This window comes from Kitasatospora sp. NPDC056184 (assembly GCF_042268405.1).
Classification (GTDB): Bacteria; Actinomycetota; Actinomycetes; order Streptomycetales; family Streptomycetaceae; genus Kitasatospora.
The window spans coordinates 490267-512528 of the sequence record NZ_JBHJUI010000002.1; the positions used below are offsets into that span (position 1 = coordinate 490267).

8 protein-coding genes and 1 pseudogene are annotated in these 22262 nt (G+C 76.0%); 3 read left to right on the plus strand and 6 right to left on the minus strand.

What is annotated here, in order from left to right; genetic code table 11:
• Positions 1–247: 247 nt before the first annotated feature.
• Together ACFC0B_RS07135 and ACFC0B_RS07140 are read left to right on the plus strand one after the other, a co-directional pair.
• Positions 248–5371, plus strand: coding sequence for an amino acid adenylation domain-containing protein (locus ACFC0B_RS07135; protein ID WP_376083385.1), 5124 nt, complete (start codon positions 248–250; stop codon positions 5369–5371).
• A complete protein-coding gene (locus ACFC0B_RS07140; RefSeq protein ID WP_376083387.1) occupies positions 5368–10932 on the plus strand; it encodes an amino acid adenylation domain-containing protein in 5565 nt (1854 codons plus the stop codon). Before ACFC0B_RS07135 ends, ACFC0B_RS07140 begins: the two co-directional genes overlap by 4 nt.
• A gap of 59 nt (positions 10933–10991) precedes the next feature.
• Here the strand turns inward: ACFC0B_RS07140 and ACFC0B_RS07145 are convergent, their stop codons facing one another.
• Positions 10992–11849: a thermonuclease family protein gene (locus tag ACFC0B_RS07145; RefSeq protein WP_376083389.1), complete on the minus strand. Its 858-nt coding sequence runs from the start codon at positions 11847–11849 to the stop codon at positions 10992–10994.
• 528 nt (positions 11850–12377) lie between these two features.
• Between ACFC0B_RS07145 and ACFC0B_RS07150 the strand changes: the two genes are divergently transcribed.
• Positions 12378–12752: a thioredoxin family protein gene (locus tag ACFC0B_RS07150; RefSeq protein ID WP_376083391.1), complete on the plus strand. Its 375-nt coding sequence runs from the start codon at positions 12378–12380 to the stop codon at positions 12750–12752.
• Here the strand turns inward: ACFC0B_RS07150 and ACFC0B_RS07155 are convergent.
• From ACFC0B_RS07155 to ACFC0B_RS07175, 5 genes and pseudogenes are all read right to left on the minus strand, one after another.
• Positions 12745–12963: pseudogene (locus ACFC0B_RS07155) on the minus strand (helix-turn-helix domain-containing protein); the annotation flags it as partial. The gene ACFC0B_RS07150 and the pseudogene ACFC0B_RS07155 overlap by 8 nt on opposite strands.
• Positions 12964–12993: 30 nt before the next feature.
• Positions 12994–15162, minus strand: a complete 2169-nt coding sequence (locus ACFC0B_RS07160) for an Hsp70 family protein (RefSeq protein ID WP_376083393.1) — start codon at positions 15160–15162, stop codon at positions 12994–12996.
• A complete protein-coding gene (locus ACFC0B_RS07165) occupies positions 15159–16079 on the minus strand; it encodes a hypothetical protein (RefSeq protein WP_376083394.1) in 921 nt (306 codons plus the stop codon). The genes ACFC0B_RS07160 and ACFC0B_RS07165 overlap by 4 nt, the downstream gene beginning before the upstream one ends.
• The gene (locus ACFC0B_RS07170) at positions 16069–20061 is read right to left on the minus strand and encodes an Hsp70 family protein (protein WP_376083396.1); all 3993 of its coding nucleotides are present in this window, start codon (positions 20059–20061) and stop codon (positions 16069–16071) included. The genes ACFC0B_RS07165 and ACFC0B_RS07170 overlap by 11 nt, the downstream gene beginning before the upstream one ends.
• 7 nt (positions 20062–20068) lie before the next feature.
• Positions 20069–22105, minus strand: coding sequence for a dynamin family protein (locus ACFC0B_RS07175; protein WP_376083398.1), 2037 nt, complete (start codon positions 22103–22105; stop codon positions 20069–20071).
• Between the last annotated feature and the right edge of the window lie 157 nt (positions 22106–22262).

Genomic DNA, 22262 nt, shown 5'->3' on the forward strand with positions numbered 1-22262 from the left:
GCACCGGGCCGCCGTACTCAAGGTCCGCTTCCTGACGATCACAACCCTGGACCCGCCGGAGACGGCAAAGTACGGTGGGCGCGCCGCTGGAAGCCCCGTCCTGAACGACCTTGAGCCGACCTTCCCGGGTTGCCCGACCGCACGCTGCAGCGACGGCGACCGACCAGCGCCCACCATCCGTTCTGCACCGGAACGCCTGACACGCCCGATGTGCGTGTCATGGCGGGTTCACGAGGGGGGATCGACCATGACGTCGGCGAGCACGTTCGGGATCGGCCGGGTCCACCGGGCCTTCGAGGAGAGGGCGGGACGGGCTCCGGACGACATCGCCGTGGTGGCGGGGTCGGTCCGGACGACCTACGCGGACCTCGACCGCCGGGCCGCCGCCGTGGCCCGCGAGCTGCGCCGCCGGGGGGCCGGGCGGGGCTCGCTGGTGGGCGTCTGCCTGGACCGCGACGAGTGGCTGATCCCCGCGCTGCTGGGGGTCTGGAAGGCCGGTGCGGCCTACGTGCCGCTGGACCCGGCCTACCCGGCGAACCGCCTGGAGTTCATCGCCGCGGACGCCGGGATCTCCCACCTGGTCTCCTCGGCGGCCGTCCTGCGGCGCCGGGGCGACGTCCTCCGGGCCGCTGGCGCCGACCCGATGCTCGTCGAGACGGTGGGCCAGGACGGCGAGGACCTCGCCGGCCCCGACCTCGCCGGCGAGCCGACGGACGCCGCGTACGTGATGTACACCTCGGGCTCGACCGGCCGGCCCAAGGGCGTGGTGGTCGAGCACCGCAACGTGGCGGCCCTGCTGCGGTGGGAGGCGGGCGTGTACTCGGCCGGCGAACTCCGCGGGATGCTGGCCGCGACCTCGGTCTGTTTCGACCCGTCGGTGACCCAGCTGTTCCTCCCGCTGCTCTGCGGCGGGACGGTGATCCTGGCCGAGAACCTGCTCGCGCTGCCCGCCCTTCCCGCGCGGGACCGGGTCACGATGGTCTACGGGACGCCGTCCGCGCTGGCCGCGCTGGTGCGCGAGCCGCTGCCGCCGGGCGTGCGCACCGTCCGCGCGGGCGGCGAACCGCTCACCCGCGCCCTGGCGGACCGGATCTACGCCAACACCGGCGTACGACGGGTCGTCCAGAGCTACGGCCCGACCGAGTGCACCGTCAGCTGCGTGACGCACGAGGTCCCCAGAGCCGGGCGGGCGGAGCCGCCGATCGGATCGCCCTACGCGGAGAGCGGGCTCTCGATCCGGGACAGCGCCGGAAACCCGCTGGGCGACGGCGAGACCGGGGAGCTCTGGGTGTCCGGTCCGCTGGTCGGCCGGGGCTATCTGGCCAGGCCGGAGCTGACCGCCGAACGCTTCGTCACGGACGCCGCCGGAGTCCGGCACTACCGGACCGGCGACCTGGTGCGGCGGGTGGACGGGCTCCACCGCTTCGCCGGACGGATCGACGACCAGGTGAAGGTCCGCGGCTTCCGGATCGAGCTGGGCGAGGTCGAGGCGGTGCTCGCGGGGCATCCGGCCGTCCGGCACGCCGTGGTGCTCGCGCCGGCCGACGAGGACGGCACCCGGCGCCTGCTGGCCTACGCGGAGTCGGCCGACCGGGCGCTCACCGAGGCGCGGCTGCGCGCCTGGCTGCGGGACAGGCTGCCGGACCACCTGGTCCCCTCCCGGATCGCCGTCCTCGAACGCCTGCCCGTCGGACCGACCGGCAAGGCCGATCGCACCGCGCTGGCCGCGGTGGAGTTCGGCCGCGCGGCCGACACCGCGTACGCCGCCCCGCGCACCGACACCGAGCGGCGGATCGCGGAGATCGTCGCCGGTGTCCTCGGTCTGGCGGAGGTCGGCGTCCACGACGACTTCGGCGCGCTCGGCGGGCACTCGCTGGCGGCCGCTCGCGTCTGCGCCCTCCTGGGCCGCGCGTTCGGGACGGCCGTCTCCCTGGCGGGCTTCCTCGCCGCGCCGACCGTCGCCGGACTCGCCGCGCTGCTGCACGCCGGGTCGGCCGACCGCCCGGGCACCGCGCCGGAGCCCGCGCTGGTCCGTCATACCGGGCGGGACAGCTACCCGCTGACGTCCGCGCAGCAGGGGATGTGGCTGCTGCGGCAGCTCGGTGGCGGCGAGCGGGCCACCACCATCGCCTTCCGGCTGCGGCTGCGCGGACTGCCGGGCACGGCGCGGCTGCGGGCCGCGCTGGACGCGGTGGTCGAGCGGCACGAGGTGTTGCGCAGCGTCGTGCTGGCCGGCGCCGCGGTGGACGCCTCCGGCCGGGCGGTCGACGGCGAACCGGTGGCGTCGGTCCGCCCGCCGGCCCCGGTGCCGTTCGAGGAGCACGATCTCGGGGGCGCGTCCGGGGCGGAGCGGGCGAGCCGGGCGGCCGAGCTGAGACGCGCGGCCGCGAGCCACGCGTTCGACCTCGCCACCGAGACACCGCTGCTGCGGGCCACGCTGCTCCGGCTCGGCGAGGACGACGCCGAACTGGTCGTCGTGACCGACCACGTGGCGTTCGACGGCTGGTCGATCGGCGTCCTGATGGCGGAGCTGGCCGACGGCCTGGGCGGCGGGGCGGACCACCGGGCCGGCGGCGGCCCGGGCGGCACGCCGCCGCCCGTCCAGGTCGGCGACATCGCGCTGCACGAGCGCGCGCTGGCCGCCGGGCCCGACCGGGTGGCGGAGTCGCGGGCCTTCTGGGCCCGGGAGCTGGCGGACGCCGTCCCGCCGCACGACCTCTTCCCCGCCGTGCCCGCCGGTCCCGGTCGAACGGTCGGCGAACGGCTGGTCCGCCCCCTCGACGCCGGGACGGCGGCCCTGCTGCGCGAGCTCGCGGCCGACTGCGGATCCACGCCGTTCCCGGTGTTCCTGACCGCGCTCGGCGTGCTGGTCGCCGCCTTCACCGGCCGGTCCGACGTCCTCCTGGGCGCGGCCGTGGCGCACCGGGCGGACCCCGAGCTGGAGGCGGTCGTCGGGCCGCTGGTCGGCATCAGGCCGATCAGGCTGAGGCTGGGGGAGGGGGAGTCGTTCCGCAGCGCCGTCGCCCGCGCCTCCGCCACGACCGCCCGGGTGCTGGACCATCCGGGGTTCACCGTGCAGGAGGCCTTCGAGGCGGCGGGCATCGAACACCCCCGGGGAACGCTGGGCACCCCGGTCGTGCTCTCGCTCCAGCCGGCCGGCCTCCCGGTCGCGGTGGAGCGCGACGGCGTCCGTCTGGAACTGCTCGGCGAGGCGACCGGCGGGGGGACGCAGGCAGCGCTGACCGTGTTCGTCAACGAGACGGTGCGGGGGCCCGAGCTCCAGATCGCGTACGACGCGGACCGGTTCGGCCCGGCCGACGCCGAGGCGTTCGCCGACCGGCTGCTCCGGGTCCTGCGGGCCGCGGCGGCCGATCCGGACCTTCCGCTGTCGGCCGTCGAGGTGGTGAGCGACGCGGAGCGGGCCGCGCTGCTCGCCGCCGGCACCGGAGCCCCGCTGCCGGCCGGCGGTCCGCGGACCGTGGTGGCGGCCGTCCTCGACCAGGCCGAGCGGCGGCCGGCCTCGGTGGCCACCTCCGACGCGGCCGGCGAACTCAGCTACGCGGACCTGGCCGAACGGTCCCGGCGCGTGGCCGCAGCCCTGCTCGCGACGAGAGCGTCCGGGCCCGCGGCAGGTCCTGCGCCGGCCTTCACCGTCGGCGTCTGCCTTCCCCGTGACCGGTACCTGCCCGCGGCCCTGCTCGGCGTCCTGCGCGCCGGCGCGGCCTACGTCCCCCTGGAACCGGACCAGCCCGTCGAACGGCTGCGCGGCCGACTCGCCGACTCCGGGGCGACCGTGCTCGTCGCCGCCGGGGAGACCCTCGCGCTCGCCGGTGAGCTGGGCGAAGCGGTCGGCGTCGGCGTCCTCGACCTGGGCAGCCCGGCCGACCCCGGACCCGCGCGGCTGCCCGACGTGGTGCCCGAGGGCCTGGCCTACGTGCTGTACACCTCCGGTTCGACCGGCCTGCCCAAGGGCGTGGAGGTCACCCACGCGAACCTGGCGGCCTTCGTGGCCGCGATGCGGATCACGCCGGGCATCCGGCCCGACGACGTGATGCTGGGTCTCACGTCCCCGGCCTTCGACGTGTTCGGGTTCGAACTCTGGGTCGGCCTGACCTGCGGGCTGCGGCTGGCGATGCTGGACCGCGAGGCCGCGGTGGACGGGTACGCCGTCGCGCGGTTCATCGACCGGGCCGGGGTGACGCTGCTGACCGCCACGCCGACCACGCTCCGGATGCTGGTCGCCGCCCAGTGGTCCGGACCGGGGGTGCGCGTCGTCAGCATCGGCGAGCCGATGGACTCCGGGCTGGCTGGCGAACTCCTGGCGCGGACCGGCGAGTTGTGGAACGCCTACGGGCCCACCGAGAGCACGGTCTACTCGACCATGGCGCGGGTGGAGGCTCCCGTCGGCGAGGCGGTGCCGATCGGCCGGCCGCTGGCCGGGGAGACGGCCTACGTGCTGGACGCCCTGGGCCGGCTGGTGCCGCCGGGAGTGACCGGAGAGCTGTGGATCGGCGGTGCGGGCGTCGCCCGGGGCTACCGGAACCGGCCCGACGCGACCGCGGCGGCGTTCACCGCGGATCCGTTCGCACCGGGCGGACGGCGCTACCGCACCGGTGATCTGGCCCGCTGGCGGCCGTCGGGGTCCTCCGGGCCGGGCACCCTCGACTTCCGGGGCCGCCGCGACCAGCAGGTGAAGTTGCGCGGCCACCGGGTCGAACTCGGCGAGATCGAGACCGCCCTGCGCGCGGAGCCGGCGGTCGCGGACGCGGCCGTCGTGGTCCTCGGCGACGGAGCGGACGCCCACCTGGTCGGCTACCTCGCGGTGGGCGCCCCGGCGGCGGCCGCGTTCGGCACTCCCGCGGTGGAGGAGCGCCTGCAGACCCGCGTCCCGGACCACATGGTGCCCCGGCGGTGGGTCGTGCTCGACGCCCTGCCCCGGACGGCCTCGGGCAAGGTCGACCGGGGCGCCCTCCCGGCGCCCGGCCGCGAATCCGGACGGGACCGGATCGCCCCGCGGACCGATGCCGAGCTGTTGGTGGCCGAGGTGTGGGAGATCGTGCTCGGCGTCGCCGAGGTCGGCGCCCACGACGACTTCTTCGCGCTCGGCGGGCATTCGCTGGCGGCCACCCGGGTCGCGGGCCGGCTGGTGGCGGCGCTGGACTTCGCGGTGCCGGTGCGCCTGCTGTTCGAGCACCCGGTCCTGGCCGACTTCGCCGCCGGGCTGGAGGCCCTGCTGCTGGCCGACCTCGCCGAAGCGGCCGAAGTCGAAACGGCCGAAGTCGAAGCGGCGGAAGCCGGATCGGCCGACCGGGCGGACGAGGCCGCACTCGCCACCACCGCCGCCGTCACCACCGCCGGCGGTGCCGCATGACCGAGGTGTCCGCCGAGCGGCGTGATCCCCGGCTCGCCGACGCGCTGCGGGCCCGGCTGGCCTCGGCCCGCCGCACCGCGGCCGGCAGCACCCCGGCGATACCCGCCCGACCCGACGGGGACGGCCCGGCCCCGCTGTCGGCCGCACAGGCGCGGCTCCGGTTCCTCACCCAGCTGGACCCGGAGAGCACCGCCTACCACATCCCGGTCGCGCTGCACCTGCGCGGCCCGCTGGACCCCGCGGCGCTGCTGGGGGCGGTGCGGGATCTCGCCGAGCGGCACCAGGTCCTCCGGAGCCTGATCGTCGAGACCGACGGCGAGCCGGTCTCCGTGGCGGGCCCGGCGGACGCGGTGCCGCTGGCCGAGGCCGACCTGACCGGGCCGGGGGAGCGGGAGTCGCTGGAGCGCCGCCTGCTGGCGGACCTGCGCAGGCCGTTCGACCTGGCCGTGGAACCGCCCCTGCGGGCGACGCTGCTCCGGCTCGGCACCGAGGAGCACGTGCTGGCCCTGACCGTCCACCACATCGCCTTCGACGCCTGGTCGAGGACCGTGGCGGTGGCGGAACTGGCGGCCCTCTACGCGGCACGGCTCGGGCTGGCCGAGCCTCCCGCACCGCCGCCGGTCCAGTACGCGGACTACGCGCACTGGCTCGCCCGGCGGCCGGAGGACGAGGCCCGCGCGGAGGCCGACCTGGCCTGGTGGGCCGGTGCGCTGTCCGGTATGGAGCCGGTCCTGGACCTGCCCACCGACCGGCCCCGCCCGCCGGTCGCGGACCGGACGGGCGCGGAACTGCCGGTGGTCCTGCCGGCCGCCCTGACCGCCAAGGTGCGCGGGCGGGCCGCCGAGCTCGGCTGCACGCCGTTCATGGTGCTGCTCGCCGTGTGGCAGGAGCTGCTGGCCCGGCTGTCGGGCGTCGACGACGTGCCGGTCGGCGTGCCCGAGGCGGGACGGCGGCACCCCGACACCGAGCGCACGATCGGCTTCTTCATCAACACCCTGACCCTGCGGACCGACCTGTCGGGCGGGCCGAGCGGCCGGGAGCTGCTGGCCCGGGTGCGCGGCGTGGCGCTGGAGGCCTTCGCCCGCACCGAGGTCCCGTTCGAGCGGATCGTGGACCGGCTGCGCCCGGCTCGGGACCTCTCCACCACGCCGATCTTCCAGGTCCTCCTCAACGTGATCGACACCCCGGCGGCGCCGCCGCGCTTCCCGGGCCTGGCGGCGAAGGTCTTCGCACCGCCGGCGACAACGGCCAAGTTCGACCTGAACCTGGCGTTCACGGCCACCTCCGCGAGCGGCACCGGCGACACCTACGAGGGGTCGCTGATCTACCGCACCGACCTCTTCGAGCAGCACACCGCGCGGCGGATCACCGAGTGGTACGCCGTCCTGCTCGACGGCGTGCTGTCCGATCTCGACCGCCCCGTGCGCGAGGTGGCGCTGGAACCGGTGGACGGACCGCTGCTGTCCGGGCCGCGCCGGCGCTTCGACCTCACCCGGCCGCTGCACGCCCCGGTCGAGCGCTGGGCGGCCGAACGGCCCGGCGCGACGGCGGTCGTGGGCCCCGACGGCGCACTCACCTACGGACAGCTGGACCGGCGGGCGAACCGGCTCGCGCACCGGCTGCTCGCGGCCGGAGTCGGACCGCGGGACCCGGTCGCCGTCCTGGCCGACCGCCGGACCCCGCTCGTGGTCGCCCTGCTCGCCGTCCTCAAGGCCGGCGCGGTCTACCTGCCGCTCGACCCGGCGTATCCGGACGACCGGCTTGCCGACATCCTGTCGACGGCGGGCGCGCGGGTCGTCCTCGCGGAGCGCGAGTTCGCGCAGCGCCTCCCGGGGCGCGGTGCGGACCCCGCGGGCACCTTCGCGGAGCCGCTGATCCTCGACGACCCGTCCCCCGCGGGCTCGCCGCCGGAACGGCCCGGCGGAGCACCGGGCGTGGCCGTCGATCCGGCCGCGCCGGCCTACCTGATCTTCACCTCGGGCTCGACCGGCCGCCCCAAGGGCGTCACGGTCGAGCACCGGCAGATCGTGCACTATCTGCACGCGGTGGCGGAGCGACTGGCCGGCAGCGGTGTCGCGGGGGGCTCGTTCGCCCTGGTGTCGACCCACGCGGCGGACCTCGGCATGACCAACCTGTTCGGGGCGCTGACCACCGGCGGCACGGTGCACCTGGTGGACCGCGAGGTGGCGACCGACCCGGAGGCGTACGGGGCGTACCTGGCGGCGCACCCGGTCGACGCGGTCAAGATGGTGCCGAGCCACCTGGAACTGCTCGCCGCCCACGGGGACCTCGGCCGGGTGCTGCCCCGCAGGCTGCTCGTCCTCGCCGGAGAGGCGTGCTCCTGGGACCTGGTGGCCAGAATCCGGACCGCGCGGCCCGAACTGGCCGTGCAGGTCCACTACGGGCCCACCGAGACCACGGTGTCCGTGCTCGGCTGCGCCGTGGAGGAGACCTCGCCGGACCGGCGGTCGGGGACGGTTCCGATCGGCCGGCCCCTGGCCGACGTCGACTGCTGGGTGGTCGACGCCGACGGCCGGCCGCTGCCCGCCGGGGTCCCCGGCGAGCTGTGGATCGGCGGGCCGAGCGTGGCGCGCGGGTACGTCGGCCGCCCCGACCTGACCGACGAGCGCTTCGTCCCCGATCCGGTGACCGGCACCGCGCGGTGCTACCGCTCCGGGGACCGGGTCCGGCTGACCGCGGCCGGCCTGTTCGAGTTCCTCGGCCGGATCGACGACCAGGTCAAGATCCGCGGCTTCCGGGTGGAGCTCGGCGAGGTGGCCGCCGCGCTGCGCGACCTGCCCGAGCTGGGCGAGGCGGTGGTGCTGCCGGTCGGCGAGGCCCACGCCGGACGGCTCGCCGCCTGGGTGACCCCGGCGGTGCCCGGGGCCCCCGTGGACGTCGCCCGGGTGCGCACGGCCCTGCGCGGGCGACTGCCCGACTACATGGTGCCCTCGGCGGTCGTCGTGCTCCCCGCGCTGCCGCTCACCCCCAACGGCAAGGTGGACCGGTCGGCCCTGCCCGCCCCCGAGCCGGCCGCGAGCACCGGGCACACCGCCCCGAGCACGCCGACCGAGCTGCGCGTCGCCCGGGCCTGGGCCCAGGTCCTCGAACCGGGCGCGGCCGACGGCATCGGCATCGACGACGACTTCTTCGCCCTGGGTGGCGACTCCTTCCGGGCGGTGCGCGCGGTCCGGGCGATCGACCCGGCGCTCCGGGTGATCGACCTGTTCACCCGGCCGACGGTGCGCGAGCTGGCCGCGTTCCTCGACGCGGTCGAGGCGGGCGGGTCCGACGGCGAGCGCCGCCTGCTGCACCGGCTGGCGGGCCCCCCGCCCGGCCGTCTCCCGACCGTCACCGTGGTCTGCGTCCCCTACGGCGGCGGTTCGGCGGCCGCCTACGGCCCGCTCGCCACGGAACTCGCAGCGGCGCTGCCCGGCGCGGCCGTGCTGGCCGTGGAGCTGCCGGGACACGATCCGGCCCGGCCCGACGAGCCGCTGCTCCCGCTGACCGCGCTGATCGACCGGGTCGTCGCCGAGCTGGCCGAGGCCGCCGCAGCGGTCCCGGGCGGCCGGTGCGGCCCGGTGGCGGTGTACGGCCACTGCGTCGGCTCGGCCGCGGCCACCGAACTGGCGCTGCGCCTGGAGGCCGAGGGCGTCGAGGTGACGGGCCTGCTGGTCGGCGGGAGCTTTCCCGGCGCGCGGCTGCCGGGGCGTCTGTCGACCTGGCTGCGCGACAGGTTCCCGGCCACCCGCTGGACCTCGGACCGGGCCTACCGGGACTTCCTGCGCACCCTCGGCGGCCTGGACGACGACGGCGACGGGGACGGGGAGGCGTCCGAGGGGGCGCAGCGGACCATGCTGCGCGCTCTGCGGCACGACGTGGACCAGGCACAGGGCTGGTTCACCGGTGAACTGACCAGGCCGGACGCCCGCAGGCTGCGGGCCCCGGTGCTCTGCGTGATCGGTGAACGCGACCGGTCCACGGAGCTCTACGAGGAGCGGTTCGCGGAGTGGGGAGCCTTCGCCGACCGGGTGGAGCTGGCCACCATCCCCCGAGCGGGCCACTACTTCCTCAAGCACCAGGCCGGCCGGCTCGCCGCGCTGGTCGGCGAGCGGCTCGGTGCCTGGGCCGGCGGCCGGCTGCCGGAGCCGGTCGCCGAGGTCACGGTCGTCGGCCGGCGGGCGCGGCGCGACCTCAGGGACTTCTACCTCGTCGCCGCCGGCCAGACGGTCTCCCTGATCGGCAGTGCGCTGACCTCCTTCGCCCTCGGCGTCTGGGCCTACCAGCGCAGCGGGCGGGTCCTCGACTACGCGCTGATCAGCATGCTCGCCATGCTCCCGGCGATCGTCGCGGGGCCGCTGGGCGGCGCGGTGGCGGACCGGATCGACCGCCGCCGGGTGATGCTCACCTGTGACGCCGTCTCCGCGACCGCCACGGTGTCCCTGGTGGCCGCGCTGTGGAGCGGCAGCCTGGCGCTCTGGCAGGTCGGCCTGATCGTGGGCGTCATGTCGCTGGTGACCGCCTTCCGGCGGCCGGCCTACCTGGCGGCCGTCGCCCAGCTCGTCCCCAAGCCGTACCTGGTGCAGGCCAACGGGCTGGCCAACCTCGGCGCCGGCCTGGGGACGCTGATCGCCCCGCTGGCCGGCGGCGCGCTGATCGGGCTGGTCGGCCTGCCCTGGGTGGTGGCCGTGGACGTCGCGTCGTTCCTCGTCGGCCTGGCCGCGCTGCTGTGGGTGCGCTTCCCCGACCGGCTCTTCCGCCGGCGGGAGGAGTCCTTCGCCCGGACCGTCGTCGGCGGCTGGCGGTTCCTGGTCCGGCGGCGTCCGCTGCTGGTCATGATCGGGTTCTTCATGGTGGAGAACTACCTGGGCACGCTCGCGGTGACGCTGACGGTCCCGAGCGTGCTCTCCTTCAGCGGCACCACCGCGGTGGGCGTGGTCACCGCGGTCGGCGGCGCGGGCGCCGTGGCGGGCAGCCTGGTCGTGGCGCTCTGGGGCGGCACGGCGCGGCGGGCGACCGGCATGGTGGGGTTCGTGAGCGGCGTCGGCCTGGGGGTCGTCCTGGTCGGCCTGCGTCCGTCGGTGGCGCTGGCGGCCGTGGGCGCACTCGTCTGGTGGGCGTCGATGAGCATCCTCAACGCCCACTGGCTGGCGATCATCCAGCTCAAGGTCGGCCCGGACCTCCAGGGCCGGGTGCTCGCCACCAACCAGATGCTCGCCGTCGCCATGACCCCGCTGGCCTTCTTCACCGCGCAGCCCCTCGCCGCGTCCTTCTCGGGCCTGCTGGACCGGGGAGGGGCGCTGGCGGGCACCGTGGGCCGGGTGGTCGGCACCGGGCCCGGACGCGGCACCGGCCTGCTCCTCGTCACCTGCGGGGTGCTGCTGATCGTCTGGGGCGTCCTGGGCCTGCGCCACCGCCCCCTGCGGTACATGGAGGACGAGCTGCCGGACGCCGTCGCCGGTGCGGAGACCGACGAGGACCTGGACACCGTGCAGGCCGCGGCCGACCGGGCCCTGCCCGGCCGGGCGCCGGTGACCGGATCGGCGGTGGCGGGGACCTGATCCGGACGGCCGGCGCGGTCGGACGCGGGCCCGGCGACGGCCGTCCGCTCGCCGTCCGCTCAGTTCTCGGCGAAGACGGTGTCCTCGGGTTGTGCGAGCATCCGCACGGCCGAGCCGTCGATGATCTGGACCAGGGGCGCGAGGGTCAGCTGCTTCGTCCTCGTCGACAGGACCTCGACGTTGTCCTCCTTCCCCGCCAGGTAGGCGGGGAAGCAGGCCAGCGACTGCTCGACCAGGTTGAAGTGGTCGACCAGCCGCCGGAACAGCTTCGGGAGGATGACCACCTCGGTGAGGGAGGACAGGCCGGTGACGGAGGCGCCGGCCGGTGCCGTGGTGGCGTCGAGCGGCCACAGCCCCAGGCCGGCCTCGCGGGCCTGGCGGGTGACAGTGGCCAGCTCGTCCCGGAGCTCGCGGGGGAGCTTGCCGTAGAAGGCGGGGTAGACCAGGCCGGTCCTGAGCAGGTGGTGGTTGGCGGTGGTCTGCAGCAGCGGCACGTCGACCTGGATCTGGGCGCCGTCGGCGCCGGGCGGGGTGCCGGTGCCGAGCAGGGCGACGCAGCGCTTGAACGGGTCCCCGCCCTGGGTGAGGATCCACCCGGGGGCCTGCGGCGGGTCGGCGGAGACGACCTTCTGTCCGACGCGCCGGACGTTGCCGAACCCGAGGAAGTCCAGGAGCCCCTGCGCGGCCTTGTCGCCGAACTCGGTGGGTTGGCGGATCCGTGGCCCGGTCCGGTCGTAGTGGGTCTCCAGGGCGTCGACGCCGTCGAGCCTGGCCCTGGCGACGCCGTTCTTGACCTCGACCGGGGCGTCCTTGAGCTTGTCGAAGGCGAGCGGGTCGGTGGGGGCGAAGTGGATGGTGTCGCCGTCCGGTTCGGTACCGATGATCCGGTACTCGCCGAGGACCAGCAGCATGGTCATGGCAGCCCCTTGATGTGGGAGGGCGGCGCCATGGGTCCGATCGGCGTCCGCCGGTTCGCACCCGGTGGGAAGTCACCGTGAGTCGTCGTCACTTCTCCGTGGGAGAAGGCGCGGCCACTCTATGGTCGTGCTCGATCACCTTCAATCACTGGCGCGCAGCCGTGCCGCCCGCGTGTCGGAGCCGGAGCCGGAGCCGGTGCCTGTGCCGGGCCGGGGTCGCTCGCCCACGAAGGGGAGGTCCTGGCCCAGGACCCGGCCTTCGCGGGACCGCTGGGCGAGGCGGTCCGGGCCGTGGACCGGAACGTGCACGTGGTGGCCTCGGGCCAGGACAGCCACGTCCAGGTCGACTCGCCCGTCGCAGCGTCGGGCCGGGGCGTGGCGGTCGGCTGACTCGCGAGAGCGGTGAGTGGCTCGTCAGCGACGCGGGCGGCAGCCGAGACGCGTCTCCGGGTGTGACCGACAGCCCGCCGACCAGGGAGAATGGGGGCGGCGAGCCAACCGGGTCGCGAGGACGAAGGAGTAGGCCGCATGGCAGCAGTCGGGGTGCACCATCCCCAGGAGGACGCGGAGTTCGACTTCGTACTCGCGCACGTCGGCGGCGCGGTACTCGCGTACTTCTGGGGCGTGTGGGCCGCCGCCTGCAAGGACCTGGAACCGGTGGTCAAGGACGTGGCCCGCGCGTACGCGGGCCGCGTCGCCGTCGTCCGCACCGACATCGTGCGCTGCCCGGAGGCCACCAAGCGGTACGAGGTGCTGGGTGCGCCCACCTTCGTGCTCCTCCGGGACGGCGAAGCGGTGGCCACCACGACGGAGGCGACCGACGGGGCGGGCGTCCGGGCCTTCCTGGACGCCCATCTCCCACCTGTCGGAGATCGCCCAGACCGTCCAGGCCCCGAGCGATGAAGCGCCGGCGCCAGGTGCGGACCGTGTCCGGCGCGATGCCCGGTCGCCGGGACACCTCCATGATCGAGTGGCCCTCGGCGCACTCCAGGACGATCCGCGACCGCAACGCCGGCGCCTGCGAGGTCGAGCGACGACGCACCCAGGACCGCAGCACCTCCCGCTGCCCATCGGTGACCGACAACGGCGGAATCTTCGGACCAGGACGACTCATTCCCGACTGACGACGAATCTCCGACTCAGGTCACTGGGCGCGCTCGATCAGCAGGGCGGCCTCGCGGGCCGCCGCCCGCAACTGCTCGCCGACGGCCCCGGCGAGCGCCCGGGAGATCTGCGGTCCCTCGGTCAGGACGAACTCTTCGGCGAAGCCGGAGATCGCCTTCGCCTCCACGTCGTCCTGCTCCGCCTGCTCCTTGATCTTTCGCAGCAGCGTCGACTCCCGGCCGAGCCTGCGCACCGGGCCGGCGAGGTCGGCACCTTCGGCCCACTTCATCAGCGCGTCCCGGCCGATCCGGAAGCCGATGATCAGCGCCGCCGCCCCGACGGCCGCGCCGATGACCCAGCCGATCGGGTTGGACACCGCCACCGCCGCACCGGTCGCCGCCGCGGCGCCCTCGGCCGCGGTGGTCACCGCGATGATGACCGAAGCCGCCGCCCCGGCCGTCGCCGCGCTCATCATCGTGGTGACCGTGCCGGAGATGCTGTTCAAGGTGTCCAGCGCCGCCCCGACCTGGAGGCCGTCGAGGTTCCCGACGCTCACCCGGCCCTGGTGCGGCGAGATCCGCAGCGCCTCGGTCGGGATCCCGCGGCGGCGCGCGAGTGCGGCCGCCTGCTGGTCGATCACCCCGGTGAGCTGCCGGTACCAGGCATGGGTGACCTCGCGGAGCTTCTGCTGGCCGATCGGGCTGCCGAGGTAGTCCGTCCTGCGCGTGCCGACCTCGGTGCCGATGTCCGTGAGCAGCCGCAGCTCGTTGCGGCGCCAGCGCAGCACGGCCGGGCAGACCTGCTCGTCGACGATGCCCTCGAAGGCGACCCGGCCGACTTCCGCACCGAGCGCGTCCAGGTTCTCGGCGATCAGCGCGGGGACGGTCTCCCGGGCGAAGGCGTCGACGTCGGCCAGGAACGCCGCGGTGCGGTACCGGGTCCGGCCCGCGATGGCCAGGCCCTTGGCGATCGAGAACTCGGGCTGACTGCCCAGCAGGACCTGGCTGCCCTCGGGCTCCCCGGCGTCGAACACCGCCCGGACGATCTGCTGGGCGAAGGGCATCCGGGAGGCGCCGCCGGTCAGCAGCACCACGTCCGGCAGCTCGTCCAGGCGGTCCAGCACGCGCTCCCGGACGGCTTCCATCTCCTGGCGGAAGGCGTCCCGCCAGCTGCTCCCCTTCAGCGCGGCCAGTTCGGCGTCGAGCACCTCGTCCATGATCGCGGGTGACAGACGGATGGTGAGGTCGATGATCTCGCCCTCGCCGGCCTCCACCTCGGCGGCCATCATCGCCCGGGGCCGCGGGTTCAGCGCGAGGTCGTCCTCGGACAGGCCGAAGAAGATCTCCTTCGACCTGCGGCAGGCGAACTCCACCTGAGTGCGTCGCGGGTCGCCCTCGGAGAGGGCCGCCTCCAACTGTGCGCGGTCGGGGTGGCGGGCCACGGTCCGGCGCAGGATCTGCTGTTCGATCAGGGCGGCGCCGAGCGGGGAGTTCCAGTCGGCGACCGGATGCTCCCGCAGACCCGAGACCAGCGTGTAGTCGGTGGTCAGCGATCCCATGTCGACGACCAGGACGCCCGAGGAGCCGGCTGCGGACCGCATGGCCCTGCGCCCCTGCTCGGGAAGGTCCTGGGACTCCCGCGCGTACAGCAGCGCGGCCCGCGACTCCGGGATCAGCTCGACCGTGTGCCGCGGGCAGTGTTCGGTGATGATGCCGTGCAGCAGCTTCCCGTACTCGGCGCAGACCTCCGGGCTCCAACCGGACGGTACGCCGAACACCCAGTGCGAGGGTGTCTCGGGCAGGACCTGCGGCACCTTCCCCGGGCCGTCCCCGTGGTCGGCGCCGGTCAGGCCCCGGACGATCTCGCCGACGAACAGGGCGGTGGCCCGCCGGGCCCGCGGACCCAGGCCCTGCTCCTTGAAGGCCAGGTAGAGCTCCTCCAGTTCGTCGCCCTCCACCGCCCCGCCCGAGGGCGAGTGACGGCTCAGACGCTCCCGCAACAGGCCGAAACAGGCTCCGCCGAGCACGACGGCGTCGGGCCGGCCGGCCGGCCCGACGCAGCGTGCCACCGCCGTCGGGTGCACCCGGTCGGAGGTGCCGGGCAGGTCCGCGAGGTGCGGCTCCGCGCCGGTGACGGTCCGGGCGATCGCCACGGCCGTCTCGCCGTGGCCCAGGTCGAACCCGACACTCTGAAAGGTCTCTTCGCTCACGGGGTGTCCCCTTCCTCCCGCACCGGTTCGCCGGCCCGGCCCGGCGCCGCCGTCCGCTCGTTCTCCGCCGCCGGGACCGGGTCCAGGGGCAGCCGGACCGCCCAGCCCTTGAGCAGCACCTGCTCCCGGTCGGCGCCGCGCCGCACCAGCGCCGGGACGCGGGTGACGAACCGGCAGGCCGCGTCCCTGGTCCGCATCTCCAGCCGGAAGGCGTCGGCCTGCTGTTCCGGGGGGACGTCGGGCTCGTAGTCGACGAGTTCGACGCCGTCCGCCCGCAGCACGCCGCGCAGGCGTTCGATGTCGTCCCGGATCCGGTCCGGACGTTCGCGGTCCACCGTGACCAGGCTCCGGACCACGTCCGGCAGCACCCGGTGCTCGTACCACGGGGGAGCGGCGGGTGCGGCGCGCACCGGTCGGCGGTCGAAGGCCTGCTCGACGTGGCCGAGGGCCGTCGCCACGGCCTCCAGCACCTGGCCGATGGCGGCGGACGCCGGCAGCGGGGCGGACACGGGCAGTGGCTTGGCCCCGGCCGCGCGATCGGCGGCCCGTCCGGGGAGGAGCCTCCGCCTTCCGGTGTCGGCCCTCCTGCCCTCCCGGACGGTCGCGGGCACCGGGGCGGACGCGGTGCCCGTACGGATCGCGTCGTTCACGGCCACGTGCAGCGCGTCGAGGATGTGGGTGAGCTGGTGCCGGGTGTACTCGTCCCACTCGGCTTCGTCCCACGCGGCCCTGAGGTGGTCGAACGCGTCGCCGACGGCCGCGCCGACCTGGGAACCCGTGTTCAGGCCGGGGCGCGGTTCGATCCGGGAGCACGCGGCGCGGAACAGGTCGGTGAGCGTGCCGGGGCGGATGGGCGGGCCCTCGCCGGGGGCGGTCCGGTCGGACCGGGTGGACGGTGGTGGCTGATCAGGTGTCATGGGAACCGGCTTCCTGCTCCGCAGCGGGAGCCTTGACGTGGCCGACGGAGGGGGACGGAGGACCCGGCGGATCGTGATCGGTCAGCGCCCACTGCGCCACTCCGGTGTCGCCGGCGACGAACAGGAGGTGGCCGTCCGGCGAGAACGCCACCGAGGCGGCGGCGCCCTCGTACCGGGCGGCGGCCAGGACCTCGCCGGTCCGCACCGCCCCGATCCGGACCTCGCCGTCCGGCGTCGCGGCGGCGAACAGCTCTCCGTTCGCCGAGACCTGCACGGCGCGCACCTGGTGCTCCGGTACCCGGTCGACGGGGACCGGCCGGCGGTCCGGGTGGCAGAAGGCGAGCACGCCCTCGCCGGGCACCCCGCCGCCGGCCAGGACCGCCGAGCGGCCGGGGGCGAAGGCCACCGCCCGGACCCGGGACTGCGGGCACGGCAGGTCGGACCGCGCGCCGGTGGCGGTGTCCACCAGGACCAGCGTGCCGGACACGTCGTCGCCGCCGCCGACCGCGGCCCACCGCCCGGCCGGGTCGGCGGCGAGTGCGGCGGGCCGGCCGCCCCGCAGCTCGGCGAGCGGCCGGATCGCGCCGGTCCGGGTGTCGAAGGTCATCAGCATGCCGTCGCCGCGGAGCAGGGCGACCCGGGGGTCCCCGGGCAGCGGGGCGAGGGCGAGCACCGCGGCGGGCTGCTCGGTCCGGGGCCGGCGAAGCACGCTCGGGCCGTGCGGCGCGAGCGGCGCGAGCGGGTCGAGCACCTGGACGGTGTGCGCCCCTTCGGCCGGGCCGGAGACGGCCAGGACCAGCCGCCGGTCCGACACCGGCCAGGCCAGGGCGGTGACCCGGCCGTCGATCGTGGACCGGTGGAGTTCGGCACAGGTGTCGGCCTCGAACAGGGCGAGCACCGAGTGGTCCGGGGAGTCCCGGAACACGACGGCGATCCGGCGACCGTCCGCGCCGACCGCCAGCGCCGTGGCCCGGCCGGAGATGTGCTGTCGCAGCACGGGCCCGGCGAGCAGGTCGGCCGGCGCGGCAGAACGCAGGGCGGTGGCGAGCCAGGTGCCCGAGTAGATCCGGCCGCCGGGCCACACGTGCTGCTGCAACAGGCGGCCGTCCGTACGGGCCGTCAGGTCGAACAGGCTGTCGTCGGCGAGCCGTACCCGGGTGAGCACCGCGCCGGCCGGGTAGGTCTGCGCGGGTTCGACCAGCCAGCGCACCAGGGTGGCGTGGCCGCCGGGAAGGGTCCAGGCCAGCGGGACGCGCTGCGGCGACGGTTCGTCGTCGGCGGCCCGCCGGGCACCGGCGCCGGCCGCCCAGGCGGCGGCGCCCGTCACCACGGCGAGCACCGGGTCGGCGGCCCGCCGGATCGGCCCGGCGACGCCCAGATTCTTCTCCAAGTAGGGCAGGACGACCGGGAGTTGGCTGCTTCCTCCGGCGAGCAGGACGCCGTCGATCTGCTCCGGCTCCAGGCCGGCCTCCGCCATCAGGGCGTGGCAGCGGTCGACGGTGCCGGCCATCAGGGCGGAGGTGAGCTCGGTGAGCCGCTCGTGGTCGAGGCCCTGCGGCGGCAGGCCGAGGACGATCTCCACGGACGGCCTCCGATGGGCGGCCAGCCGCTGCTTGAGTTCCGCGGCCGCGGCCAGGGTGCGGCGGGCGACGGTGTCCCGGTACCGGGCGCGGTCGGGCACGGCGTTCAGCCAGGACTCGACGGGCGGCCACAGCTCGGCGGCGATCGCGGCGTCCACGTCCCGGCCGCCCTCGGGCAGTCCGGACGTGCCGAGGACCTCGCAGCCGTCGGCGTCGATCCGGACCAGGGCCGCGTCGAAGGTGCCGCCGCCGAGGTCGTAGACGAGCACCGTGCTGCCGGGCGGCCACGGATCGCCTGCGGTCGGCGCGAAGGCCGCGGCGAGCGGCTCGGGGAGCAGCTCGACGTCGGTGAAGCCGGCCCGCGCGCCGGCGCGCAGCATCGCCTCGCGCCGACTGCCGACGGTGCCGACGGGCACCGTGACGAGGAGTCGGACCGGCGCGGGGCCGAACTCGGCGGCGCGGTCGCGGAAGGAGGCCAGCACGGCGACGGCCAGATCCTCGGCCGTGCGTCCGCCGGTCGGGCCGTGCAGCACCGGGATGCTGCTGCCGATCTCAGGCTTGAACTCGGTGCGGTAGGCGGGCGGGTGCTCGGCCCGGCGGACCTCGGCCGCCGTGCCGACGTGCAGGTCGCCGTCGTCGTAGACGGCGGTGGGCCACCAGTCGCGGCCGGTTCCGGGCTCCTTCAGCAGCCTCGGCGGGCCGTCCGCCAGGAGCAGCGCGGACGAGGTGGTGGTGCCGAGGTCCACGACCAGCAGGGGACCGGAGCCGTCGGCGGGCTCCGTCGGCGCACCGGCTCCGTCGGCGGCGTCCTCGTCGGGCCCGGCGTCCCCGTCCAGGACGGCGTCCCCGTCCAGGACGGACCGGGCGCGGCCGGCCCGCTCGTACAGCTCCTGGTAGCGGCGGCGCAGGACGGCGGCCGGCGCGCGGCCGCCCGGCACGGCCCCGGTGAGGGGGTCGGACCAGTGGGTGAGCCGGGCGAGCGCCGTCCGCTGCACCTGCTCGGGGCCGGCGTCGGCGGGCAGGCCCAGGCGGGCCGCGGCGGAGGTGCCGTGCTCGCCGGCGGCCCGGCGCACTTCCTCCGCGACGCCCGCGGGGAGCGGCAGGGCGCCCGCGTAGTGCCGGCGCAGCAGGTCGAACTCGGCGAACCCGGGCTCGGTGTGCCGCAGGTTCAGGATCGACTCGACGGCCCGGGTGGTCAGGTCGCGGTCCCGGTCGGAGGCGTCGGCGAGCAGCAGGTCGGGGGCGGCACGGACGTCGTCGATCATCCGGGCCGTCTTGATCAGACCGCTGCGGGCCGCGAACCGTTCGGCCAGCTCGGTCCGCAGCCGGGTCAGCCCGCTGTGCTCCTCCAGTTCGCGGCGGAGCGCGGCCGGGCGGTCCGCTCCCTCCAGGATCAGCCGGCAGGCGAGCGAGATCCCGTAGCGGCTGAGCCGGGCGGCCAGTTCGCGGCGGCGGTCCGGATCGATCGGCAGGTCGTCCGCGGCGAGGAATCCGGCGAGGTGCCGCAGCCGGCGGTCGAGCAGGGCCGGGCCGGCGCCGGCGAGTGCGGACAGGTCGTGCAGGTCCTCCTCGGTGAGGCCGGCCGCGGCCGCCGCCACCTTGCCGCACACCGGGAGGACAGCGTGGAACATCCGGCCGCTCTCGGCCGCGCGCATGATCCGCCGGGCGTGTCGTTCCGCGACCTCCCGCGGGTCGCGGACCGGCTCGCCGATCTCGCCGGGCCAGAGCCGCTCGACCTTGGTCAGCACCGCCATCGAGGTCGCCGGGTTCGGGGTGAACCCGGCGCCGTCGGGGTCGTGGAGCCGCCGCAGCAGCTCCGCATCGGCGCCGGTGACATCGCCGTTGAGCACCAGGACCACGGCGTCGGCGGTCCGCAGCCGGTCCGCCGAGGCGGCCGCGACCGACGCCCGGGTGGCTCCGACGGCGCGCATCGCCTCCTCGGTGTCCTCGGTGTGCGGGGAGTCGAACCCGGGTGTGTCGACCAGTTCGAACTGCCGCAGGCAGGCATAGGGGCCGCGGCCCTCGACGCGGTCGACCCGGGCGGGCGCCTGCCCGTCCTCCGCTCGGGCGGTCCACGCGGCGAGCTGCTCCGCGGTGTCGACGGACCGGCTCGTGCCGTCGGCCCGGTGGACGGTCCAGGACGGGGTGTCGGCATAGCGCAGGACGCTCACCGCGAAGGTCACGGGATGCCGGCCGGTGGCCGCGACCGGTGCCCCGACCAGCGCGTTCACGAGCGTGGACTTGCCGGAGCTGACCCGGCCGGCCAGCGCGACCCGCAGCGGTGCCGCCAGCTTGGCGAGCTGGTGCTCCAGCAGGACCCGGGCGTCCCGGGCGGCCGGGCCGGAGGGCATCCGCTCCAGGGCCGCGCGCAGCGCTCGCCGGGCCTGCCCGCGGACGGTCACCGCCCGGTCACCGCCCGGTCGGCGCGCCGTCGTCGGACGACGGGCCGGCGAGCCGGGCACGGAGACCCGCGCCGAGGTCGGCCACCTCGCGGGCGAGACCGTCCAAGGTGTCCCGGAGAGCGGTGAGCTCGGCGGCCGACGCGGTGGCGTCCTGTTCGGCGGCGCCGGCCGCGGCGGCCACCGTGGCGGCGGTGGCCCGGCACTCGGCCTGCCGCTGCTTGATCCGGCTGCGCAGTTCGGCCTCGGCGTCGACCGCGCAGGCCGCGACCAGCTCGTGGATCGCGGTCTCCAGGTAGGCCCGCTGCTGGGCCTCCCACGGGTCGAGCAGCTGGTCGAGGGCGGCGATGCGCTCGGTGCGGGCCAGGGCGCGGATCTCCCGGACGCGCCAGGTGAAGGCGAGCACCGCGCCGACCACACCGCCGACCACGCTGCCGGTGACCGCACCGACCGACCGTTCGCGGGTAGCGCCGGGGCCGGAGACCGCCTTGATGACGCCGTTGACCACGGTGACGGTCCGGTTGCCGCCGGCCAGGGCGAGGGAGAGCGCCTGGTCCCAGGCGACGGCGCCGACCTGGGCGCCCTTCTCGGCGCCCAGCCGGGCCCCCCGCACGGAGGCGTCGAACGCCAGAACGAGGCCGTCCAGCGTGGTCGGGGCGCCGCCGGTGATCACCGAGGGGTCGGGCAGCGGAGGCACCGGCAGGCCCGCGAGGGCGGGGCCGCTCACCCGGAGTCCGGCGCGTTCGGCGATCCGGTGGCAGGCCGCGGCGGACTGCTCGGCCGCGGACCGCCCCAGCGCGCCGGTCAGCAGGGCGAGGCGGGCGGCCAGCTCGTCGACGACCAGCTGGGGCTCGGCGAGCCAGGCCTCGTCGGTGCGGTAGCCGGAGCGCACCGCCCGCCACAGTTCGGCGAGTTCGGACCCGGCGCGGGTCCGCAGCCCGGCCGTGACGGCGTCCAGGGCGGTGCGCAGCTGCTCGGGCCACTCGGCGGCGCCCTCGGCGAGCAGTTCGGCCTCGGCCGCGCGGGCGGCGGCGGCCGCCGCGAGTTCCGCGCGGGCGGCGGCGTCGTGAGCGGCGAGCGCGGCGAGGGCGTCGTCCACGGGGGCGCGCAGGCTCTGGACGGCCAGGTCGAGTTCGACCAGGGCCGCGCCGGCGCCGGTCCGAAGCCCGGTGCGTGCGATGTCGGCCCAGAGCCGGTCCTCGAAGGGGCCGAACCCGGTCGGTGCGTCCGCGTCCTCGTCGCCGGCCAGCTGCAGGAGGCGGCGCCTGCTCGACACCGGCAGGATCGCGCTGTGCGGGCCGACCCCGGGAAGTGCCGCCAGCCTGGTCTGCAGTTCGGCGAGCGAGGCGTCCGGGTCGTCCTCGTCCTCGATCTTGGTGACGGCGAACAGCAGCCGCTCGGGGCAGTTCCGGGCATCGACGGCGCGCGCGACCCGTTCGACGAAGGCCAACTCGGAGGGCAGCGGGGCCCGTCCGGCGTCGGTGACGTAGAGCGCAAGGTCGGCCTGCGGGAGCACACCGAGGGCGACGGCGGTGTGGCCGCGGTGCACGCCGCCGATGCCGGGGGTGTCGACCAGCACGACGCCGCCGCGAAGCTTCGGGTTGGGCGTGCGAACGGAGACCCGGGAGACCCGGTCGGCGTCGATGGCGGCGGTCCCGTCCTGCACCTCGGCCTCGCTGAGGTGGGCGCGCAGCTCGGACCGGTCGATCCGGCGTTCCTCGGCAGGCCGGCCGGTACGCGCGGAGAGCGACACGGTGACGGTCTCCTCCTCGCCCCACTCGGCCGAGGTGAGCGCCCGGGTCGCCACGAAGGAGTCGACCGGGAAGAGGCCGGGCACCTCCTCCAACAGGGCGTTGAGCAGCGAGGACTTGCCGCTGTTGAACTCACCGAGCACCACCGCGGTGGTGCTGGACCTCCGCAGCAGGCCCTCGACCCGGTCGAGCCGTTCGAGGACGGCCCGGTCACCGCCCCGCACGCTCTGTTCGACCAGTCTGGACACCAGGTCCAGGACCCGGGCCTCGAAGTCGTCGCCGTCCGTACTGAACATCCGTCCGCCCCCAGCTCGATCCGCACCACCGGCCCCGCCCTGAGGCGGGGCGGACCCTTCCCCCTCGCGGTGACCGGCGGGTCAGGACCGGTTCACCGCGGCAGACAGTAGCCGGGCGGATGTCAGCCGGTACAGCGGAACTCGGAAGGGTCGACCG